At 52.7% G+C, this 20307-nt stretch carries 28 protein-coding genes; 24 read left to right on the forward strand and 4 right to left on the reverse strand.

Annotation, left to right across the window (positions count from 1 at the left end; translation table 11 throughout):
* Nucleotides 1–9 precede the first annotated feature (9 nt).
* The 9 genes from AC27KL_RS08885 (at nt 10) to AC27KL_RS08925 (ending at nt 7599) form a co-directional block, all read left to right on the forward strand.
* On the forward strand, nt 10–1257 hold the full coding sequence (locus tag AC27KL_RS08885; RefSeq protein WP_339322030.1) for an aminopeptidase: 1248 nt from the start codon (nt 10–12) through the stop codon (nt 1255–1257).
* Between the two features lie 64 nt (nt 1258–1321).
* The gene (locus tag AC27KL_RS08890; protein ID WP_339322029.1) at nt 1322–2194 is read left to right on the forward strand and encodes a GNAT family N-acetyltransferase; all 873 of its coding nucleotides are present in this window, start codon (nt 1322–1324) and stop codon (nt 2192–2194) included.
* Nucleotides 2085–2645 (forward strand): DEAD/DEAH box helicase family protein, encoded by a 561-nt coding sequence (locus AC27KL_RS08895; RefSeq protein WP_339322028.1) that lies wholly within the window; start codon nt 2085–2087, stop codon nt 2643–2645. The genes AC27KL_RS08890 and AC27KL_RS08895 overlap by 110 nt, the downstream gene beginning before the upstream one ends.
* 25 nt (nt 2646–2670) lie before the next feature.
* The gene (locus AC27KL_RS08900; RefSeq protein WP_339322027.1) at nt 2671–3288 is read left to right on the forward strand and encodes a cyclase family protein; all 618 of its coding nucleotides are present in this window, start codon (nt 2671–2673) and stop codon (nt 3286–3288) included.
* A 25-nt stretch (nt 3289–3313) separates the two neighbouring features.
* On the forward strand, nt 3314–3496 hold the full coding sequence (locus AC27KL_RS08905; protein ID WP_339322026.1) for a hypothetical protein: 183 nt from the start codon (nt 3314–3316) through the stop codon (nt 3494–3496).
* Nucleotides 3497–3512: 16 nt separating this feature from the next.
* Nucleotides 3513–4325 (forward strand): class I SAM-dependent methyltransferase, encoded by an 813-nt coding sequence (locus AC27KL_RS08910; RefSeq protein WP_339322025.1) that lies wholly within the window; start codon nt 3513–3515, stop codon nt 4323–4325.
* A gap of 121 nt (nt 4326–4446) precedes the next feature.
* Nucleotides 4447–5028 carry a DJ-1/PfpI family protein gene (locus AC27KL_RS08915; protein WP_487169462.1) on the forward strand — a complete coding sequence of 194 codons (582 nt, stop codon included), beginning with the start codon at nt 4447–4449 and terminating at the stop codon, nt 5026–5028.
* A 197-nt stretch (nt 5029–5225) separates the two neighbouring features.
* Entirely contained in the window at nt 5226–6773 is a 1548-nt protein-coding gene (locus AC27KL_RS08920) for a methyl-accepting chemotaxis protein (RefSeq protein WP_487169463.1), read from the forward strand.
* 163 nt (nt 6774–6936) lie between these two features.
* Nucleotides 6937–7599, forward strand: a complete 663-nt coding sequence (locus AC27KL_RS08925; RefSeq protein WP_487169464.1) for an HAD family hydrolase — start codon at nt 6937–6939, stop codon at nt 7597–7599.
* A 617-nt stretch (nt 7600–8216) separates the two neighbouring features.
* Here the strand turns inward: AC27KL_RS08925 and AC27KL_RS08930 are convergent.
* Nucleotides 8217–9137: a hypothetical protein gene (locus AC27KL_RS08930; RefSeq protein WP_487169465.1), complete on the reverse strand. Its 921-nt coding sequence runs from the start codon at nt 9135–9137 to the stop codon at nt 8217–8219.
* A gap of 58 nt (nt 9138–9195) precedes the next feature.
* Between AC27KL_RS08930 and AC27KL_RS08935 the strand changes: the two genes are divergently transcribed.
* From AC27KL_RS08935 to AC27KL_RS09005, 15 genes are all read left to right on the forward strand, one after another.
* Entirely contained in the window at nt 9196–9492 is a 297-nt protein-coding gene (locus AC27KL_RS08935; protein ID WP_212949192.1) for a hypothetical protein, read from the forward strand.
* A 5-nt stretch (nt 9493–9497) separates the two neighbouring features.
* Complete coding sequence (locus AC27KL_RS08940; RefSeq protein ID WP_487169466.1) at nt 9498–10016, forward strand: P-loop NTPase family protein; 519 nt, start codon at nt 9498–9500, stop codon at nt 10014–10016.
* Complete coding sequence (locus AC27KL_RS08945) at nt 10013–10315, forward strand: hypothetical protein (protein ID WP_036708358.1); 303 nt, start codon at nt 10013–10015, stop codon at nt 10313–10315. Before AC27KL_RS08940 ends, AC27KL_RS08945 begins: the two co-directional genes overlap by 4 nt.
* Nucleotides 10316–10327: 12 nt before the next feature.
* On the forward strand, nt 10328–10798 hold the full coding sequence (locus tag AC27KL_RS08950; RefSeq protein WP_487169467.1) for a GNAT family N-acetyltransferase: 471 nt from the start codon (nt 10328–10330) through the stop codon (nt 10796–10798).
* Nucleotides 10799–10844: 46 nt separating this feature from the next.
* Nucleotides 10845–11183: an HIT family protein gene (locus AC27KL_RS08955; RefSeq protein ID WP_487169468.1), complete on the forward strand. Its 339-nt coding sequence runs from the start codon at nt 10845–10847 to the stop codon at nt 11181–11183.
* Between the two features lie 21 nt (nt 11184–11204).
* On the forward strand, nt 11205–11678 hold the full coding sequence (locus AC27KL_RS08960) for an NUDIX hydrolase (RefSeq protein ID WP_487169469.1): 474 nt from the start codon (nt 11205–11207) through the stop codon (nt 11676–11678).
* Nucleotides 11679–11714: 36 nt separating this feature from the next.
* The gene (locus AC27KL_RS08965; protein WP_052146885.1) at nt 11715–12134 is read left to right on the forward strand and encodes a GNAT family N-acetyltransferase; all 420 of its coding nucleotides are present in this window, start codon (nt 11715–11717) and stop codon (nt 12132–12134) included.
* Nucleotides 12135–12203: 69 nt separating this feature from the next.
* The gene (locus AC27KL_RS08970; protein WP_487169470.1) at nt 12204–12860 is read left to right on the forward strand and encodes an HD domain-containing protein; all 657 of its coding nucleotides are present in this window, start codon (nt 12204–12206) and stop codon (nt 12858–12860) included.
* A gap of 120 nt (nt 12861–12980) precedes the next feature.
* Entirely contained in the window at nt 12981–13415 is a 435-nt protein-coding gene (locus AC27KL_RS08975) for a VOC family protein (protein WP_487169471.1), read from the forward strand.
* A gap of 47 nt (nt 13416–13462) precedes the next feature.
* Nucleotides 13463–13597 (forward strand): hypothetical protein, encoded by a 135-nt coding sequence (locus AC27KL_RS08980; RefSeq protein ID WP_487169472.1) that lies wholly within the window; start codon nt 13463–13465, stop codon nt 13595–13597.
* Nucleotides 13598–13617: 20 nt separating this feature from the next.
* Nucleotides 13618–14505 (forward strand): TIGR01777 family oxidoreductase, encoded by an 888-nt coding sequence (locus tag AC27KL_RS08985; protein ID WP_487169473.1) that lies wholly within the window; start codon nt 13618–13620, stop codon nt 14503–14505.
* A gap of 99 nt (nt 14506–14604) precedes the next feature.
* Entirely contained in the window at nt 14605–15357 is a 753-nt protein-coding gene (locus AC27KL_RS08990; protein WP_036708379.1) for an enhanced serine sensitivity protein SseB C-terminal domain-containing protein, read from the forward strand.
* Between the two features lie 105 nt (nt 15358–15462).
* Nucleotides 15463–15657: a DUF4177 domain-containing protein gene (locus AC27KL_RS08995; RefSeq protein WP_036708384.1), complete on the forward strand. Its 195-nt coding sequence runs from the start codon at nt 15463–15465 to the stop codon at nt 15655–15657.
* Nucleotides 15658–15855: 198 nt separating this feature from the next.
* Nucleotides 15856–16569, forward strand: coding sequence for a YjjG family noncanonical pyrimidine nucleotidase (locus tag AC27KL_RS09000; protein ID WP_036708389.1), 714 nt, complete (start codon nt 15856–15858; stop codon nt 16567–16569).
* A 213-nt stretch (nt 16570–16782) separates the two neighbouring features.
* The gene (locus AC27KL_RS09005; protein ID WP_212949180.1) at nt 16783–17307 is read left to right on the forward strand and encodes a hypothetical protein; all 525 of its coding nucleotides are present in this window, start codon (nt 16783–16785) and stop codon (nt 17305–17307) included.
* Nucleotides 17308–17385: 78 nt separating this feature from the next.
* On the opposite strand, the gene AC27KL_RS09010 is transcribed toward AC27KL_RS09005, so the two are convergent.
* The 3 genes from AC27KL_RS09010 to AC27KL_RS09020 form a co-directional block, all read right to left on the reverse strand.
* Nucleotides 17386–18150 (reverse strand): SDR family oxidoreductase, encoded by a 765-nt coding sequence (locus AC27KL_RS09010; protein WP_487169474.1) that lies wholly within the window; start codon nt 18148–18150, stop codon nt 17386–17388.
* 153 nt (nt 18151–18303) lie between these two features.
* Nucleotides 18304–19227: a cysteine synthase A gene (gene cysK / locus AC27KL_RS09015; protein ID WP_036708603.1), complete on the reverse strand. Its 924-nt coding sequence runs from the start codon at nt 19225–19227 to the stop codon at nt 18304–18306.
* 225 nt (nt 19228–19452) lie between these two features.
* The gene (locus AC27KL_RS09020; protein WP_487169475.1) at nt 19453–20181 is read right to left on the reverse strand and encodes a YwaF family protein; all 729 of its coding nucleotides are present in this window, start codon (nt 20179–20181) and stop codon (nt 19453–19455) included.
* Nucleotides 20182–20307 lie beyond the last annotated feature (126 nt).

Consider the following 20307-nt stretch of genomic DNA (forward strand, 5'->3'; position numbering starts at 1 on the left):
GGGATGGATTTGAAAACATTCGAACAAAAACTTGAGGACTACGCCAGGCTGCTGATTCAGGTAGGCGTGAACCTGCGGGCCGGGCAGGTCCTGTACATCGAATCGCCGATCGAAACGATCGAATTCACGCGCCTCGTCGTTAAGCAAGCCTATCGTGCCGGAGCCAGGTATGTCCAGGTTGCATGGCAGGACGAGGTATCAACGCGGCTGCGTTTTGATGAAGCGGAGGAGGCTACCTTCGACTATTATCCGACATGGGTCGCTTCCTCGATGGAACAGCTAGCCGAATCCGGCGGTGCCGTTCTTCTGCTGGATGGAGAGGATCCGAATCTGTACGACGGGGTGGATCCGGCAAAGCTTTCCGCTTCCCGCAGAGCTGCCGCCGCAGCCCGGCAAACCTATCTGGGGTATGTGCGGAGCAACTATTTGAACTGGTGCATCGTCAATGTGCCGACCCGGGCCTGGGCGGATGCGGCGTATCCGGAATTGCTGAGCGAAAGCCGGGTGTCGGCATTATGGGAAGCGATCTTTTCCATGAGCCGCATTGGAGAGGTTGATCCGGTCAAGGCCTGGCGGGAGCATATGGAGGCCCTTAAACGGAGGGCGGATCTCCTGAACGCCAAGCGTTACCGCAGACTTCATTACCAAGCCCCCGGGACGGACCTGACGGTGGAACTTCATCCGGATCATATTTGGGCAGGCGGCGGACAGCTCACGCAGGCGGGTTTTCCGTTTGTGGCGAACATGCCGACGGAAGAGGTGTACACCATGCCGCTGCGGACCGGAACCAACGGCGTAGTGGCCGGCACCAAACCGTTTTTGCTGAACGGACAGATCGTGGATCGCTTCAGCTTGACCTTCAAGGAAGGCCGGGTCACGGATTTCGCCGCCGAAGCCGGCTATGAAACGCTGAAACGTTTCCTGGAATCGGATGAAGGGGCCCGGTATCTCGGCGAAGTGGCGCTGGTTCCTTACGATTCCCCGATCTCGAATACCGGCAGGCTGTTTTACAACATCGGCATCGACGAAAATGCCTCTTGCCATTTTGCCTTAGGAAACGCGTATCCGACCAATATGACCAACGGTACGGGTTACTCGAAAGAAGAACTGCTCCTCAGCGGCGCAAACGTCAGCCCGTTTCACGAGGATTTTATGATCGGGTCGCCTGAACTCCGAATCGACGCCGAACTGGAGGACGGGACGATGGAGGCGCTGTTCCGGAACGGAAACTGGGCTGCGGACGTTGACCCAAAATAATGCTTGAGCAGGTTTGCCATCCTGTTGTATGATGCTACCAATTACTTTGAAAGGGGTGGCCCCGTTGCAACTGCAGATCGAAGAATACTCGCTTAATGCCTGGCCCGCGCTGCAAACGCTGGTCTATGACGGATGGCTGCTCCGCTTTGCCGACGGGTATACGAAACGGTCCAATTCCGTGAACGCGCTGTACAACCGGGACGAAGAACGCCTTGAACGGAAAATCGCCAAATGCGAGGAGTTGTACGCTAAGGCGGGGCTGCCGGCCGTGTTTAAAGTCACGTCGTTTGGTCCTCCTTCATTGGACCGGGCGCTTGAATCCGGAGGATATACGCTTGTCGACCCTTCCTGCAACATGTTCTTGGAGGATCTGGACGGATCGGCAAAACCGCTTCTCACGGACGCCGAAGTGTTCGCAGCGCCGACTTCCGCATGGCTGGAGACCTTGGCAAGACTGAATCCCAAGCTGTCGGAGCATGATCTTGCCGTCACCGCGAAAATGCTGTCCGGTACGGTGCTGCAAACCGGATGTTTTACGCTGTATGAAGGGGCCGTTCCCGTTGCCTGCGGCATCGGCGTCATCGAGGACCATATGGTCGGTTTGTTTGATATCGTCACGTCCGAGCAGCACCGGAACCGGGGATACGGCGAGCAGCTGATCCGGAACATGTTGAGATGGGCAAAAGAAAACGGGGCAACGCAAAGCTACCTTCAGGTTCTTCGGCATAATCCGCCCGCCCACAGGTTGTACGAAAAGCTCGGTTACCGCCTAAATCTATTCCTATTGGTACCGGGTAAAAAGATTAAAGTAAAGGAGGTGCGCACGCATGAAGTTGGTCATTATATTCGGGCCGCAGGCCGTCGGAAAAATGACGGTGGGGCAGGAGCTCGCCAAAATCACGGATTTAAAGCTGTTCCACAACCATATGACGATTGACCTCGTTTCCAACTTTTTCAGCTACGGATCGGCTCCCGGGAAACGGCTGGTCGGGCTGTTCCGCCAGGAAATTTTCGAGGAGGTGGCCAAAAGCGATTTGGCCGGGCTGATTTTTACGTTTGTATGGGCATTTGATTTGCCGAGCGATTGGGATTACATCAAGCACATCAGCGGTATTTTCGAAGAGCAGGGCGGTACGGTCTATTACGTCGAGCTGGAAGCGGATGTAAACGAGCGTCTTGCCCGGAACAAAAGCCCTCACCGATTGGCCCACAAACCGACCAAACGCGATCTGGAATTCTCCGAGCGGGACCTGCTGGATTCGATGGAGAATTATCGGCTGAACTCACTGGAAGGAGAAATCACGCACTCCCATTATCTGCGGATCAACAATACCCGTCTCGGTCCGGAAACCGTCGCTCGGATGATCAAGGAGAAATTCGGTTGGTAACGGGAGCGGAAGGAGCTTACGTCCAATGAAATACATCGAGTTGTCCCGTCTCATCCAAGACGGTTTGCCGGGGTACCCCGGAGACACGGTAACGGAACTCAAGCCGCACAAAACGCTGCAGCGGGACCATTATAACAACCATCAACTGAACATCAACATGCATGCCGGAACCCATATCGACGGCCCGATGCATTTGACCGACCGGCGGGTCTATCTCAGCGAATATTCTCCCGATAAGTTCATTGGAGAGGGTTGTTTGCTGAACGTGCGCGGCGAGCGCGAAATCGGGTATCAACCGGCGTACGAAGAACGCATCAAGGAACACGGGATCGTGCTGCTGCATACGGGACACGGCAAGCGGTACGGACACAGCGATTATTTTACCGATTATCCGGTGCTCACCCTGGGGCTGGCCGAGTTGTTCGTGCGCAAAAACGTGAAGCTGGTCGGCCTGGATACCCCGTCGCCGGACAAATTTCCGTTTGAAGTACATAAGTATTTGTTTGAGCACGACATTTTGCTGATCGAAAATTTGACGAATTTGGATGGGATGGAAGGGGCCGGTTCGTTCGAAGTCATCGCGATGCCGCTCTACATTCAGGCCGACTCTTCCATCGCCAGGGTTGTGGCAAGGGTTAAATAACTTTTTTCCAGGGGAGTGGCTGGAGATGAGAAAAGGTTTTTTCTATGATGAGCGCAAGGCCGAAACGAATATGTGGGTATATTTGAAATTATGGGCGTACCGGCTGCTCGTGAAGATCAACCCGGATCGGCCGCAATACCGGCGCATGCTGGAGGACATCCAAAAACGGATTCAAGAATCGCGGCATTTGCGGGTGAACGGGACGTAAAAAAGGAGGCAGCCGCATGAATAAAGTGATCGCATATTACGATCGTTTCGACGAATGGGGACGGCTCGACCGCGAGCCGATCGAATTTATCATCAACCTTCATCATATCGAAAGCATGTTGCCGCCGCAGGGGCATATTTTGGATAACGGGGCCGGGCCGGGAAAATATGCGGTCGAGCTGGCGAGGCTCGGGTACCGGATGACGCTGACGGATTTGACGCCGAGTTCGGTGGACGCCGCCAAAAGGAAAGCCGCGGAATTCGGGGTCCTGGATCAGTTTGAAGGTTTTTATGCCGCCGACGCCAGGGATTTAAGCATGCTGCCGGATGAACATGTCGACGCCGCGCTGATGCTTGGGCCGCTGTATCATCTGCAGACGGAAGAGGGCAGAGTTAGCGCCGTGAAGGAGCTGCATCGGGTAACGAAGCCGGGCGGACTCGTGTTTGTCGCTGTGATGTCCAAAACAAGGTTTTTAATGAATTCGCTCATGCAGCCCGAGCATTGGAAACCGAACCATACGGTTGAAGGCATCCGCCGGTTTTTGCAGACCGGTACGTTCGATCACGCGGACGAAGGACGGTTTACCGGGGCCTATTATTTTGACATCGCCGAGGTAAATCCGTTTATGGAGTCCCAAGGGTTTGAATCCGTAAAATTGATCGGCTCGAGCAGCGTTGCGGGTGCCATGACACCGGAACAGTGGGACTACTGGCGCCGGCAGGGAGATGAGGCATATCGCCAAGTTTTGGACATCGTCATCCAAGAATCCGAAAATCCCTATTCGCTCGGTACTGCTTCGCATCTGCTTTATATCGGGAGGAAGGTTTGAATGGAGCGCATGATTTGAAAGGGAGCCTGAAAGGCTCTTTTTTTGCAAGGCACGGCATGGCGTAACGATGATAACCATTAGATCTGAAGGCACGGGAATATATGTAGAGAGGGTGGGTTCGATGAAGATGGCCTTGGTTTTGTTCAACGGAGTGACATTCCTTGATTTTGTCGGATTTTATGACGTGATTTATCGTTTGAACCTTTTTGACAAGACGAAAGGAACGACTTGGGACATTTGCGGTGTCACCGGGGAAGTAACGGATGAACTTGGCATGCAGGTAAAGGTCAATGTCATTCAGCCCGACTTGTCCGAATATGACCTTGTTTTTATTCCGGGAGGAATGGGAACACGAAAACTTAAGGATGATGCCGGATTCATCGAATGGATCAAGACCGCGGAACCGGTGAAGTACAAAGTATCGGTATGCACAGGTTCGTTGTTGTGGGGAGCCGCAGGATGTTTGAAGGACAGGAAAGCAACGACCCATCCGAATGTATATGACTTGTTGGAGCCCTATTGTTCAGAGGTGATCCCGTCCCGGATTGTGAAGGATGGCAACGTCATTACGGCCGGGGGAGTCGCAACATCAATCGATCTAGGACTATTTATCACGGAATTGTTTGCGGGAAAAGAAGCGGCCGATGTTGTGAAGAAACAGATTGATTATCCATATACGGCGGTCGGGATCGTGGAAGTGTAGCAGCTCGAGGGACTTGGCGTATAACCACACCTTTATTGAGGATTGGGAGCAATTAAATAAAGAAGAAACACTAGCGACTTGAGATGTTTCCGTTTCTGAATATTTTCTGAATCTCGGGGGTTTTTTCTGGAAGGAAAGGAAATGAACGGCGTCGAATACTTCCCAGCATAAAATAACATTGGGGGAGCTTTCAAGCTATGATCACGCAAAAAAACCGTTTTATGCTCCAGTTGTCGGCAGCCGTCATTCTGTTATCCGTCTTCCCGCATTTGCTGAACGGCCATTGGGACGTATTTACAGGTATGAATGCCCCAACCATGGAAGGAATGGGCATGGGAGTGATGAATTACACGGCCCGCTTCCGGGTCATTTTGAACTTGCTGCTCGTCATCCCGTTTGCGCTATGGGCAACGGGTTTGATCTTATTCAGGAACAAGGCCGACCAACGCTGGATTCCCGTCCTGAACACCTTAGCCCTTACTTTCGCGAGTATTTCCATCATCGCCGGCGGCGGCGGGCATGTCGAATTGCATTTCTCCATCTTTATGGTGATCGCCATCCTGGCCTATTATGAAAACATTTCCCTGGTCGTTCTTATGACGGTGATTTTTGCGCTCCAGCACGCGGCAGGCTACCTGGTCATTCCGGAAATCGTGTTCGGCACTTCTTCATACAGCTTTGGCATGGTATGCGTTCATGCCCTATTTCTGGTCCTTACGGCAGGCGCAACCATGCTGCAAATCAACTCATCAGCCCGAATCCGGCGGGCATTGGAATCGGAAAAACAACATGAAAGAAAACGGGCCGTCCAAGATGTGATCAAGCGTCTTTCGTCCGCCTCGAGCCACATTGTCGGATCTGCGGGGCAATTGTCCGCCGCTGCTGCCGAAACTGCCCAATCCAATCATCGGATGGTTCAATCCATGCAGGACATTGTGGAGGGAACCCAGTCCCAGGTCATGGGTTCCGCCGAGAGTACCCGGGCCATGCAGGAGATCGCTGCCGGGATCATGCGCATTGCTTCGTTTTCAACAGAGGTGTCCCGCTCAGCACAACAATCGGCAGCGCTCGCGAAGGAGGGGAATGAATCGGCCCGCCGCGTAAGCGAGCAAATGGACCGGATTCAGCTGGCGGTCAACCGTTCCGATCACAGGGTACAAACGTTAAATGACCGCGCTTTGGAAATCGGCAAACTGCTTGAAACGATCCGGGCAATATCCAGCCAGACCGATTTGCTTGCGCTCAATGCCGCTATCGAAGCATCCCGGGCCGGCGAGCATGGGCGGGGTTTTGCCGTCGTCGCTTCGGAGGTTCGGAAGCTGTCCGATCAATCCGGCAAGATGGCCGGGGAGATTTCCCGCCTGGTTGAGACGGTCCGGCAAGATTCCCTGGACGCCTTGCTGTCCATGGACGAGGTGCAAGAAAGTGTTCGGAGCGGCATGGATATCACCTTGAGTGCCGGAAGGTCGTTTGAGAAGCTGCAGGTGTTGTCCAAGCAGGTAGCCGACCATATCCAGGACATCTCCGCAACCGTTCAGCAAATATCCTCCGGCTCTGGGCAGGTGTCGGCATCCATCGGGGATTTATCCTCCATTGCCAGCCGGAATGAGGACATTTCGCGCAAAGTTTCCGCCGAATTCAGATCGCATGCCTCTTTCTTGGAAGAGATGCAGGGAACCGCCCGGCTGCTGCACGAGTCGTCCCGCGAGCTCGAAGCCATTATGGATCAGATGCAGAGGGAGTAGGCCCTGAGGGGCTATAAAGGTACATAAGCACATAAGATGGCTCACCTGAAAAAGGGGCCATCTTAATTTTTAACTTGAGAAGGCCACAAAGCCTTTTCCAGGTTTTCACGACTCGGACCACCCGCCACAGTACCACGTTTGCAAGAGAGGAGGAAACTGCAAGTTGAACGGGATCAAAGGCATTATTTTTGACATGGATAATACGTTATTGAAATCCAAAATAGATTTTGCGGCCATGAAACTCGAGACCTTTCGATTTTTGGTTTCCAGGGGATTGCTCTCCCGGCCGCTTGATATATCGAAGCACACCACTTCCACCCTAATTGAAGAAGCTGCGAAAACCGGCGGCATGACGGAGGAACTGGTCGCCGAAATGTGGGAGATCCCCAGAAGATTTGAAATGGAAGGCATGAAGGGGGCCGAATTGGAGGACGGCGTTGCTGAAACTCTGGAAGAGCTGAAGGGGAAATACCGTATGGCCGTTGTGACGAATAACTCGAACATTGCCGCGGAGGCTGCTTTAAGGGATCATGATATATTGGATTTTTTTGATGTTGTCGTCGGTAGAGAAACCATGTCCTCCCTAAAACCATCGCCTGCCGGGTTTCATTACATTTTGGATCGGTGCAGCGATATTTCAGCCGGGGAATGGATTTCGGTAGGCGACTCTTGGATCGATGGAAAAGCCTCGATGACCGCGGGGATTCGATTCATATCCTATCAAGGAGACATCGCTAAGATGAACAGAATGGGCGTACATCCGTACGCATCGATTGCGGATATAAGAGAATTGCGGGATGTTGTAGGATCTCGGGAGCAGATCTGATATATAAAAAAATATTGTAACTAAACTAAAACCAAATGGTTATATTAAATGACAGTTTGATCGATGGTTAGGGGGAGAGCGTTTTTTATATTCATATGATATTGAAATTGGTCTGATTTCATCGGGATACTCGACATAAATGAAAGCATGACAAATCGTATATCAAGAAGTACTTATATAATACCAGTCAGCATGTATGCAGCTAGGGCGAAATAACTGTAGTCGTTGAGGGAGCGGATATTTTGAATTTTTCTTGGATGGCGGCGTTATATCAAATTGTATTTATATTGATCGTAATCCTGTTTTTTGCGGGATTATATAAATTCGTAAATAGACTCATCCAGCATACGAAAAACACGGAAGAAAGCTTGAGAAGATTGGAAGAGAAAATAGATCGGTTGAACCATGAAATGAATAAGACCGAATGAATTTTTCGGATGAATCCGTTGGAGCAAAAAGGACGTTCTAGGCGAACGTCCTTTTGGAGCATCTATTGGACCGATAAGATATTATGGACTCAAATCGATGTTCAGCGTCCGGTCAATTCGAACGGCATCCGTTTCCCGCATCATGCGGATTTCGTAAGTCTCCTGTTGCGGGGCCATAATGGACAGATCCTAGGCATCCGTTCCTTCGGCCGGAACGAGCAGATCTTTTCTTTGATCCGCCTTTTCTCCATAATACGTGTCCCTAAGCTCCCCTTCCGGCTGGAACGTAGGTATACGAAAACGTACGCTCATGCGATCTTTCTCCGGTTGCCGCACGCGAAGCTTCAGAAAACCATCTTCATATCGCGCCTGGGCAATGGCCATTTCCTTGCCTTTAAAGCGGATCGGTTTCGGCATGTTTTCGTTCAGACTAAGGGTAAACGAATCGCTTCTGGTCCAGTCCGATACTTTGATATTGCCGATATGCAGCGTCAAGCTTTTTACCGTCTCGTCAAAAAAAGGAGAGGAATTAAACGCGAGCTCGATTACGCCGGGTTGAAATTTCTCGTTCGCAGGCTGATACTTCGTCCGGTAAGTCTTGAGGGGATATGTCTTGCCATGATCGTCCGTAAGCCGAACAGCGTCCCCGGTCAAATCAAGATCGAGCCCGTAATCGGCGCTCTGGTCCAGCCGAAGCTCGGCGAAAGTATTCAGCGGAGTGATCTTGATATTTTCCAGCACAAGTTCTTTGATATCCGGATCCCCCTCAATTTCGAGCCTTTGATGTACGGGAATGATTCGGTCCTTCATCCATTGGGACGACGAAAAGGGCACATTCATGGCGTATTCCTGCGCCTCGCGGCCCGAAGCATCATGGCTGGCAAACAGCTTGAAATGAAGGGTGTCGGGATTCCCTGCCAGAAAATCGCGAACCTCTTCCGCATTCAGCTCGATGATATCGGAAATGACCAAAATCGGATCCCCCGTCTCTTGATCGGCAATCACTTCCTTGCTGCCGCTTCCTTCGATCTGCTTTTGCTCAATTTCAACTCTCCTTTGAAAGTGCTTCTCTCTATTTTCCTTGAAATCGTATACAATAACAACCAACATAGATTAAAATTGGAATCATATATGCTTTCCAAAATTTATCCGCTTGGGAGGTAACGTGATGCAATGGATCTCAAAGGCGTTATGCAGATTCGGCTGTGCGTCCATGGCCAGCGTCCTGTGCCTGGTCCCCTACCTCGGATATCTTCTTTTGCGGATGGAGGTCGCCAGTGCCGTTCTTTTTTTCGTTTTCGGGCTGTACATGGCTTTTAAAGGGATGATCTCATTAACGGCGGTATCTTTCATTCTGGATGAATGGCTGTTAAACCATTCGGTCTTCATCGGAGCGGGACTGATGACTTCATTGATTTACGTTTTGATGCTGCAAAAGCTCTTGCCAATCGGCTATAACGCCTGAAGGGGGTGTCACCGATAAAAATCCGGATTATTGGTTCTTGCGGCAGCGGAAAATCCTACATCGCACGCGAATGTTCGCGAAGGCTGAACATCCCTCACTATGAAACGGACAATTTCGTATGGGAACGCGGCGAGGTGCAGCGCAGATTTCCGGCGGAAACGAGGGATGCCTTGTTAAGGCGGGCGGCCTGCAGCGAGGCTTGGGTTATTGAAGGCGTGCATCATAAATGGGGAAAAGAGAGCTTCGAGCATGCCGATGTTATTTTTATTATTACGCCCAACCGCTGGGTCCGGGATTTTAGGGTCATCCGCCGCTTTTTGCGCACCAGGCTTGGACTCGGGCGGGCGAATTACAAGCAGTCTTTGAAAAATGTGTTCGAGATGGCTTGGGTATGGAACCGGAAATTTGACAGGGTACATATGAAGGAGATTATGGAAATGACCGAACCGTTTAAGGCCAAACGGATGGTCGTACGTAGCAATAAAGAGATTTTAAAATACATACAGGCGCGTGAAAGCCAGTGAAAAAAAGAACGCTGATTTATTGCATTTTGGCCGCTATCCTGGGGGTTGCCTTGTTAATCAATGACTTCATCGAAACGCATCAATCCTATTTTGGAACCCATCAGATGTCACAGGGCTGGGGAACCCGTTACAAGGTCACGCTTCTGTTTAATATCCAAGGTTTGCAAAAGGAAAAAGACGTACGCGTTTTAGCGATCACCGGAGATCGCGTTGAGACGTTCGAAGCTTCGGGTGACGGGGAAGATCGACATTTTGAGGCTCCGGGCGCAGGGAAATATGAAATAAATACATTCAATTGAAAGGAGAAACTGATGATACTGATACCATCTACGCCAAAGCTGTTTAGCGAGGAAGTCATCATTTTGAATTCGGATCCTTTTTTTAACCGGGTGTCGAAGGAGAAGGACGTGTTCACGGAAGAAGAGATCCGGGAAGAGATTCAAGAAGGCCGAAACATGGAGGCAGAACGGTTTGTCATTCAAGACGGAGACCGGTACGTCGGCGTGCTCGAGCTGTTGATGAACAATCCCAAAGACGGTTATCCGTGGCTTGGGCTGCTGCAAATACGAAAGAGCTTTCAGGGGCAGGGGTACGGCCGCCGGGCGATGGACTTATTTTATGACATCATGAAGGAAAGAGGCGTCAAAACGTTTCGCCTGGGGGTGATCGCCGAAAATGAACCGGGACACCGGTTTTGGAAGGGTCAGGGGATGGCGCCCGTAAAATCCGTAATCAATCAAGACGGAAAAGAAATTATCGTGTATCAAAAGGATATCGTTTAGCACGGTTGAATCATGATCCGGCAGGATGCAGGAACAGGAGGGGCATATGAGCCAAGATTTTTATTGTGATGAGGTTTTGAACGGAAAAACGTCTGTCCGCAAAGTGATGGAAACGGAGCGAGTTTTGGCGTATCATCACACAAGACCGTCCTATGAACATCATGTCGTCGTCATTCCGAAAATTCACGTCGGTTCGCTCGTCTCCGATGAAGAAAGCAACGACGATCATCTGCTGCTGGAGCTTATGGCCGTCGTCAAAAAGGTGGCTTCGGACATGACCTTAAGCACGGGCGCCGCCAGAGTGATCACCAACCTCGGAGCCTACCAGGACTCCAAGCATTTTCACTGGCATGTGGTGAGCGGCGAAAGGACCGTTTCCAAATAACGCGAAGAGAGGACGATCGGCATGGAGCATAATCCGCCCAAACACACGGTTTCGGTTTCCGCCTTGTTGATGAACGAACACGACGAGGTGCTGCTCGTCAGGACGCACTGGCGGAGCGACACATGGGAGATGCCTGGAGGAAACGTGGATGAAGGGGAGCCATTGGACCAGGCCGTATGCAGGGAATTTCTGGAGGAGACGGGGGTCGTGATTCGGCCGGTCGGAATTACGGGCGTTTACTTCAACGCGACGAAGCACGTCCTTTCGGTTGTTTTCAAAGCCGAATATGTGAGCGGGGAGATCCGCATCCAGCCGGAAGAAATTCAGGAAGCCGGATACGTTCGAATCACCGAATCCAACATCGATGAATATATTACCCGCCCGCAGCAAAAATCCCGCACGCTCGACGCGATGAGGGCCAAAGGTATGATTCCGTATGAGACATGGGAGGTCGCCCCGTCATACCGCTTGGTAACAAGAATTGAAAATGGATAACGAAACAAAAGCGATGTTTTGAAGGAGGGGCGGTTTGTGCAGACTGTCACACGTTTCGGTGAACCCGAAGATTTTGCGAAGGCACGGGAGATGGATCCGCATTTTGATCCCGAGTTTCTGAGGTGGAAGCTGGGCCGCCGCGAAGTCGTTTTGGCCGAAAACGACGGAGAATTGCTCGGCTATATGCGCTTGGAATACATATGGTCCACGGTTCCTTACATCGGTCTTATCCTCGTGAAAGAAGGCCGCCGCGCGCAGGGGATCGGCAAAAAACTGTTGGCTTTTGCATCAGAGGATTTAAAAAAACGCGGTCACCGCTACCTGTACAGCTCGTCGCAAGTGAACGAAGCGGAGCCGCAAAGCTGGCACAGGCATGTCGGCTTCGAGGAAGCGGGAATCGTTTCGGGCATCAACGAGGGCGGGATCGGCGAGGTTTTTTTCAAAAAAACGCTGTAGCATGGAATGTGCGGAGATGCCGCAACAGGCAAAAAACAATGCCGCAATCGCAGAAGGAGAGAGGCAAACATGAAAGTGGCAGATCATTCTTGGCTTATCCAACAGGCGGAGCGATTCGTAAAACAAGTGCATGCCGGGGAGGCCAGCGGCCATGATTGGTGGCATATCGATCGGGTACGGAATACGGCGCTCGACATCGCCGCCAAGGAAAACGCCGACCGGACCGTGTGCGAGCTGGCAGCGCTTCTGCATGACGTGGCCGACGAAAAATTGAATGCAAGCAAGGAAGCAGGGTTGGAAAAAGTGAGGGCATGGCTGACGGAACAAGCCGCTGACGAAGATTTGACCGACAAGGTGATGGACATCATCGCGAACATGTCTTATAACGGCGGCAAAAATCCGCCGATGACCACCCTGGAAGGGCAGGTCGTGCAGGATGCGGACCGTCTGGATGCGATCGGGGCGATCGGCATCGCCAGAACGTTTGCGTATTCGGGGGCCAAAGGCCGCATCATCCATGACCCGGAGCTGAGCCTGGATGATCTTGCCCAGGAGGATTACCGGTCCGCCGGCAAGACCGCTATCTACCATTTTTACGAAAAGCTGCTGAAGCTTAAAAATTTAATGAACACGCCGTACGCCAGGGAGCTGGCCGAACAGCGGCATGCGTTTATGGAGCAGTATTTGCAGCAGTTTTACCGCGAGTGGGGAAGCCGAAATCCATAGGGAAACGGTCGCCCGGGTCGTCGCCATCGTGGCGTCGTCATGCTCGAAAAATGGCGCTGAAGCTGAACGAAACGTGAGCATCGCAAAACGACGAAAAATAATCTTCGGGAAGGTTTTTTCATGACGTTTTCTTTCCTGCGGATCGGTTACGTGTACGTGCCGACGACCCGCCTCGACGATTCGATTGCGTGGTATACGCAGCATCTGGACTTCAAGCTGATGGGAAAATTCGAAGACCGCGGCTCTGACTTGGCCGTGCTGCATCATCCGCACGTGAACTCGATTGCCCTGCTGCTGATCGAAACCCGGGACAAGCAGCCGCTGGAAATCCGAAGAAACGGCAAGCCTTTTCCGATCATGGCCCTGAATTGCGAAAACATCGAGCATACCTACGACAAGTTGAAAAACGCGGGCGTTCAGGTGGAAGAGCTCCATACGCTCGGCCAAGGCGAAGCCAAATATTTTTATTTCCGGGACCCGGAAGGCCATTTGCTGGAAGCCGCCTGGTCCAAATGGGACCCGCAGGATGAGATCAAGGAGCATTTTAAGGCGTAGTCCGTTTTTTGAAAAATAACGTCTGTCGACGTTGACCGGAGGTTGCGATGAAAAAGCTACCCTATGCCGGACCGGCAGGCAGGCCGGGAGAGGCCTGGTTAAGCATTCTCGTCATTGCGCTGCTAGCCGCAGCCGGCATTTTTTTCTACCATCGCCATAGGACGCGCCATCGTCCTACTTGACGGAAAAGGAGAGAGCAGCGGTGAAACAAAAAATCGTGATCGCCGGCGGAACCGGTTTTATCGGGACGTACCTCGAACAAGAATTCAAACGGCGCGGATGGGAGGTGTGCATCATCTCCAGACGGGCTGGCCATATCTCCTGGCAGGACCGGGAAGGAATCCGCGAGGCGCTGGAGTCTGCGGACCTGCTCGTCAATTTGGCGGGCAAATCGGTCAACTGCCGTTATCATGACAAAAACAAAGCCGAAATTTTGAACTCCCGCACCGAAACGACGACGATTCTCGGGGAGGCCGTTTTGGCCTGCGAGCAGCCGCCGGAGCTATGGATCAATTCGAGCACCGCCACCATTTACCGGCATGCCGAAGACCGTCCGATGACCGAGGAAGCAGGCGAGATCGGCTCCGGATTTTCGGTGGATGTCGCCACGGCATGGGAGAGGTCTTTTTTCTCTTTTAAGCTTCCCCGTACCCGTCAGGCGGCCTTGCGGATCGTGATCGTGTTGGGGCGCGGCGGCGGGGTGATGGTTCCCTACCGCAATCTCGTCCGTTTCGGCCTCGGCGGCATTCAGGGGCCCGGCCATCAACGTTTCAGCTGGGTTCATCTTCACGATGTTTTGGGCGTCATTTTGTTCTTGAAGGAGCATCCGGAGCTTAGCGGCGTTTTTAACGTTTCGGCCCCTAATCCGGTCACGAACAAAGAGCTGATGCGGGAGCTGCGCCGGGCGATGAACATGCTTTTCGGGCTGCCGGCCCCGGCCTGGATGCTCGAAATCGGGGCGAGGATCATTCAAACCGAAACCGAATTGGTTTTAAAAAGCCGCTGGGTCGTCCCGGAGCGATTAATGCAGGCGGGGTACGACTTCAAGTACAAAACGTTGGGAGAAGCTCTCCAAGAAATCATTCCCTAAACGCCATTCGAAGGAATTAGGGCTTTAGTTCACAGCCAAAGAAAGGTACACTACTTATATTGGTCCTTATCCGATACTTTCCTGAAGGGAGCATCAACCATGTCTTTTGAGGCAACGAACACGCTGGAGGAGAAGTTGATCAAAGCGGTCAACGAGCCTTCCGCCAGACCTGATTTTTATTACGAACTCCGGAATTCCGAAATTTACGCGATCCAAGGCGGGACAAACCCTGTTCAGGAAACAACCGAGCTGACAGCAGGGCAATCCGTCCAGCTGTTAAGCGTTGAAATGAACGGGAAACGATACATCCCGATATTTTCTTCATTGACCCGCATGCAGGCCTTCATTCAAGAGCCCGTGCAATATTTGGCCATTAATGCGGTGCATTTTTTTAATTTGACGAAGGGAGCCGACCTTCTGCTTAATCCGGGCTCCGAGTTCGGCAAAGAGTTTACCGCGCAGGAAATCGAAGCGATCCTGAACGGCTCCGTGTTTAACGCCCAAGAAGCTTACGTCGTGGAAAAAAACACCCAAACGATGATCGGTCCCCCTGCGGAACCGCCGACGGAGCTGCTGAACGAGTTGAGCAAAGTTTTTGAAGGATTAAAAAACGTCATCTGCGCCTACAACGCCCAGGTGTTTAACCCGCGCACGGACCGCGCGCCGCGGACGCTTATTGCGGTCAGCTACATCGGCAAAGGCGATCAAATCATTGCCGAGGCCGGGAAAGTCGCCGAATCGGTTCAAGTGCAGTATCCTCCGGTGCAGTTTATCGAGCTGAACGGCAGCTCCGGGCTTGAAAGTTATTTTGAAAGCAAGTGCAAACCGTTTTATTTGAAGGAAACGTTCTAAGCTGTCAACGGATTGCTGGATTCCCGGTACCGCCGCTGCTCCGTCCATGGGCGACGCGGTCATCGGGGTTGAATATAATCAATATTCGAAGGGATGCGTTAGACGATGGAAAAATGGGAGTACAAAACGGTCAAGTACCAAACCGGCGGCTTTTTGGGAGGAAAGGTGGACGAAGAGGAATTCGAACAACTGCTGAACGAATGCGGCATGGAAGGCTGGGAGCTGACCTCCTGCTTCGACACCAGCGCGGGCCAAGGACATTCCAGGGATGTCATCGCCGTGTTCAAAAGAAAGGTGTAACGCTCGTCCAATAACCAGAAGCACATGGCTTGTCTTTCGGAGATCCGTCCGGCGGGCCGCGTGCTTTTTTTTTGTTGACGGAAACCTGCGTGCCCGGAAGAAGTCCCGGCGAAGGTGGATAAAATGCGTTTTTTCCCTTAAACTAGTTAGGATAAAGGCTGCAAGAAGCCGATTTTACATAGAAGGAAGGCCTGCAATTTGTCTTACGAATGGATTTTATTCGATCTGGATGAAACGTTGTTTGATTTTAAAATGTCCGAGGCGCGCGCCTTGGCTTACGTCATTTCGAGCCTGAATCTCGATCCGGAGGATGCCGGCATCATCGATTGCTATAACCGGATCAACAAAGGGCTGTGGAAGGAACTTGAGCAGGGGTTCATCAATTCGACCGATTTGAAGGTGGAGCGTTTCCGCCGGTTTTGCCAGGAGCAAAAGCTGGAGGAGGATGCGCAAATCGTCAGCGACCGCTACATCCAATCCCTTTCGGAGCATTCGTACGTGTTTGAGGGGGCGCTTGAGCTGCTGCAATATTTGAAGGACAACGGCTACCGCATCGCCGCCGTCACCAACGGCATCAAGCAGGTGCAGTTCGGGCGGCTTAACCGTTCGGCGCTTAAAGACTTTTTCGAAGCGGTGATCGTTTCCGAGGATACGGGCTTCCAAAAACCGCAGCCGGGGATCTTCGAGCATGCTTTTACCCAAATCGGCAGCAACGAAAAAGAAAAAATGCTGATGGTCGGCGATTCCTTGACCTCCGATATCCAAGGCGGAAACAACATCGGCATCGATACGTGCTGGTATAATCCGGACCGCCTGCCGAACCCGACCGGCATCGTTCCGACGTATGAAATCCACAAGCTGGACGAACTCAAGTCGGTTTTGCAGCGCGGCAAAGCCAAAGCCAGAACCTGATGAAAGCGCACTCGATCATGACAACAATTTGACGTGGTTGTAACCTTATTGTGACGATTTGGCGCGGGGGATGTTTTATAGTGAAACTATAAGAAGACCACGCCCGAACGGAGCTATTCCGGAGTTTTTACGCAAAATTCCGTTTGAAAATAACTCGGCAGGGTAATGGATAATATGGAAATCAATACATGTCCATTAAAGGAGATATTTTCAATGAAAAAAATCACGCTGTTTGCTACCCTCATGATCGCGGTTCTGCTAAGCATGACGACATCGGCCAGTGCAGTCGGAACGGACAAGGAATATACGCCGGTTCCTCCGAGCGAGGACACAGTGACAGCTTTGATTTCTTCGATAAAACAGGAGAACGGGCATATCGTCGTCCAGGCCGATCCGATCGAATGGTATGAAGGCGCCGCGGCCGACCAGAAGTTCATGGAACGGGAAAAAGAAGCCGCCGAAGAATTGGGCGGCGCGCCTGACGGTTATTACATCGTCAACGACGATCCGACGCTGAAGACGTATGACATTGCGCCGGATGCCCAGGTGCTGATGCAGTTGTACGATCACGACGGAACGTACGAAGGGATGGACATCCAGTGGAATGAACCGGTATCGCTGGATAAATATTTGGCCATCATGAACAACGACAAGCTGATCGACATGAAAAGCTTCCCGTACCACCTGACGATCCGGGACGGCAAAGTGGTTAAAATCGTTCAGCAATATATTCCATAAAAAGAAAGAATCCAGCACTTTGACGTGCTGGATTTTTTATATGCGGCGTTAAAAAGCGCGATCCATGCAGGCCGGCGCTTAGAGATGCGATCCGCCGCTGGCGTCGATGAGCTGGCCGGTGATCCAGCGGCTGTCTTCCGATGCAAGGAAAGCGGCGATGCCGGCGATGTCGCCCGGCTGGCCCCAGCGTCCGAAAATCGAAAAATCGGCGCCGAACTTCCGGCCTTCGGGACTTTCCAGGCTTCCGGCATTCATGTCGGTTTCGACAAAACCGGGAAGTATCGCATTGATCGTGATCCCGCGCCTGCCCAGCTGGTTGGCAAGGGAAAGCGTCAAAACGTTTACGGCCCCCTTGGTCATGCTGTAGGCGGGAACGACGGGCAGGGAAATTCGGGTGGTGGCGGATGAAAGATTGATGATGCGTCCGCCGTCCCGCAGGCGGGATAGGCCTTGCTGGATGATGAAAAAGGGAGCCTTCACATTCACCGCCACGATTTCGTCAAAAGCTTGTTCCGTCGTTTCTTCGATGGGAACCGGCAGCCCGATCCCCGCGTTGTTGACCAATATATCGAAGAGGCTGTCGTTCGAACGTTCCTGCAGCGATGCATCCAGGGATGCATACAGCTGCCGGATGCCCTCCATGGACGCGAGGTCCGCGCCTATGGCGAATGCGGTTCCGCCGCGCTCCCCGATTTCCCGAACGACCTCTTCGCCGGCGGCCCGGTTTCTTCCGTAATGAACGGCGACAAGCGCGCCTTCCTCCGCCAAACGCAGCGCGATGCTGCGTCCGATGCCGCGGCTTGCGCCCGTTACCAGCGCCGTTTTTCCTGCCAATGTACTCATAACCTTCAGCTCCCTTTATGTTTAACAGGCGCCCTGTTGGATGTTCCTGTTTGATACAGTTATAACATAAGGGGAATGCCAAAATTTTGCTCTCTCATTCGGGAGGGGGCCCTGGTCCTCCAGTTCTGCCTTTTCTTGCGATCACAGGTGAGCCTAAAAAATCCCCATGCTGAGGTAACGCTCCCCGGTATCCGGGGCGATGCACAGCACCCGTTTGCCCGGACCAAGCCGCTTAGCCGCTTGCAGGGCGGTCCAGACGGCGGCGCCGGAGGACGGTCCGACCAGTATTCCTTCTTCCTTGGCGAGCCGGCGGGCCGTTCCGATCGCATCCTCGTCGCTCACCTGGAAGATTTCGTCGTATACGTCCGTATTCAGGATGGGCGGAATGAAACCGGGGCTCGTCCCTACCAGCTTATGCGGGCCCGGCTGTCCGCCGGACAGCACGGGCGAGCCTTGGGGCTCGGCGACGTACACATGGATTCCCGGGATGCTCTCCCTTAATGCCTCGCCGGTGCCGGTAATCGTTCCGCCGGTCCCTGCCGTCGCCACAAAGGCATCCAGGCGCCCCTCCATCTGCTCGAGGATTTCCAGCGCCGTCGTCCGGCGGTGAATGTCGGGGTTGGCTTTGTTTTCGAATTGCTGGGGGATGAAGCTGTCCGGGATTTCCCGGCTCAGCTCAACCGCTTTGCGGATCGCGCCCGGCATGCGTTCGGCGGCCGGGGTCAACACGACCTCCGCGCCGTAAGCCTTCAAAATGTTGATCCGCTCCTTCGTCATGTTGTCGGGCATGACCAGAATGGCGCGATATCCTTTGGCGGCGGCGTTCATCGCCAGTCCGATGCCCGTATTGCCGCTCGTCGGCTCGATGATCGTGGAGCCGGGCCTCAGCAGCCCGTCTTTTTCGGCTTGGGCGATCAAGTTGAAGGCCGCCCGGTCTTTGACGCTTCGGCTCGGATTGAAATACTCGAGTTTGACGTACACTTCGGCTTCCTGGGCGCCCGCGAGACGGTGCAGGCGGACGGCCGGGGTTTGGCCGATAAGTTCGGTTATGTTTTGTACCACTTTAGGTCGTGTCATGGCGCAAAGCTCCTTTTCGCGTTTTTTGCACGTTGCGGACAAGCTTTTCAGACCATTATAATTCCCGGCGGGCGATTCCACAATGAAGGCGGGAGGCGTTGCGCCGCAGGGTTCAGGCATTGATCGACCGCTTTTTTGCGTACAGCATATATGTATTCTCCTAGGATCGATGCAAAAGCGGCCGAAAAGGCGGCAACACCAAGCCCTGCGTTAAGGTTGGATATTTTACATGGCCGATTGGCCGCGGGATTTTCCCATTTTGGCCCTCTTTTCCGGGAGAACAAAGCAGACCAGATGCATCAGAATGAAAATAAGCAGGGCGATGCCTTCTTCAACCAGCAGATAGAAAGGATGGGGACCGAGATAATCGAGCAGGGACGGCGTGGAAGGCTTATGCATCAAAAACATGTAGTTGGCGCCGAGAAGGTAATCCAGCGTCCCGACGACCACGGCGGCGGCGTTCAGGAAAATCATCGCCATCCCCACCGATCTCCAGGTCGGCCTGTCGTTTTCGATCCAGGTCATATACAGCGAAGCCAAAATGATCAGCATATGGGCGACAAAAAACTGGAAAAAGCGGATATGCGGATAGCCGAAGGCCAGATTGGGCGTGACCAGCGCCTGCAGCGCGCCCCCGATCCCGGCAAAAAAGAGGATGCCGTACAGCACCCGGCTGCGGGTCAGCAGCATGACGACGGATAGAAGCAAAGTGATGCTGCATAACTCCAGAGGCAGCGTATACGCTGCGCTCCAGGCGCCCTCGGCGATATTCCATGCATCAAGGACGGCTTGGGATACGGCCAGCAGCACGGCTAAGGCATAACGGAGAAAACGTTTGAGCTTTGGCCGCGTGCGCAAAGGAAACCGGAAGGCGTAAAGCAGAATAGAGAGAACGACAAGCGTAAGAAGCATAAGCAGATGGGAAGCTGAAAACGGGACAAACGGTTCGCTCATGGCCTTGCCTCCTGGAAACGGTTGTTATTCCCATGATAACGGTCAGCGCTCCGACCGCAAAGCTAAAAAATGTTTTGCTTGCTTTTTTGGGGCGGCAGGCATATGATAAAGCCATAGATACATGTA

The sequence above is a fragment of the Paenibacillus sp. YAE3 genome (assembly GCF_057546105.1).